At 40.4% G+C, this 1,134-nt stretch carries 1 protein-coding gene; it reads left to right on the top strand.

All coding sequences use genetic code 11. The features are described 5' to 3' along the window. Positions 1-294 precede the first annotated feature (294 nt). Complete coding sequence (locus AC1DUW_RS29880; protein WP_083450701.1) at positions 295-717, top strand: hypothetical protein; 423 nt, start codon at positions 295-297, stop codon at positions 715-717. Positions 718-1,134 lie beyond the last annotated feature (417 nt).

The raw sequence follows: 1,134 nt of genomic DNA, 5'->3' as shown, positions 1-1,134 counted from the left end.
GCTTAAGCCCATTGGAATACAGGGCTCAAGTCGCTTAAAGCTTTTTTATTATTTCCACTGTCTACTTGACAGGGAGCTGTTCAAGGTTGATCAAAATGGATTCCTCTCTTTTTGAATGAATATTCCGTTTTATAAAAAAGTTTGATTAAAAATCACTTAGAATTCTTTATTCGAAAAGGAATGAAACGGTGCAACTTTTTTACAAACGGTACGACTTTGTTTCAAATCTACAGAATATATTAAAGAAGTAAACAAAAAAGAGAAAGAAGGAACCGGGAATTTCCAAGGAAGGTTGTGGTGAACATCAAGGTTAGGAATTTTTATTATCTGATTGCAGGCGTCCTTGCGATGCTGTTTGCCGTCACGCACGCATGGAACGGGCAATCCGCTGTGCTACAGACGCTTAACATTGAGGCGATATCCGTGGGTACCCAGACAGTATTCACGTATGTCTGGCACATCATCACGGCGGAAAATCTGGTCTTCGGCATCGCTTTCATTTTCATGTCATTCCAAACCGAGCAATCAAAGATCCGGTTTGCCGCATGGTTGATCGCGGCGATCCTGATCGTCCGACTGATGGTTATTCTTAGTGTAACGGCATTGCTTGACGTATCCGGGCTTACGGATACGCTTATAGATTCGATTGCCATCGTAATCTATGTCGCCCTCATCATACTGGGCACAAGAAAGGGTCCCGCCAACGATTTGACGTAAAACCCACGCTAAGGAAGATCCTGTAACGTTTCTCTGTTTTAGATAGAGATTTTGAATAAGGGAAGAGTTTAAGGATTGAAAATCACTCATTTTAACCATCATTTTCGAGTAATAGGAAAATTTCCTTAAATGAACGTTTTAGGAAAACCCTTATTTATCAAGGGGTTGATCCTTAGCGTAGAAAATGTGATAAATGGTTGGAGCTACCCCTAAAGGTGCGTTAGCGCCATAAGAAGGCCGCCAATTGGCGGCCTTCTGAATTATATCTAGATGATACTGTCCAAAAGAAAACTTTTGGATAGCGTCTTTGCTTTAATTTTTTTATCTGGCTTATTAAGCTAACGAGTGGCGTTGGTTCAAGAAGAAGACCAACTCAAAGAGAAATATGGTTTAGCGTTTCTTTCTATGATTGTAATT

It is taken from the genome of Peribacillus sp. P4_C12, from assembly GCF_056402095.1.
This window is presented reverse-complemented; position numbering and strand designations above follow the sequence as displayed.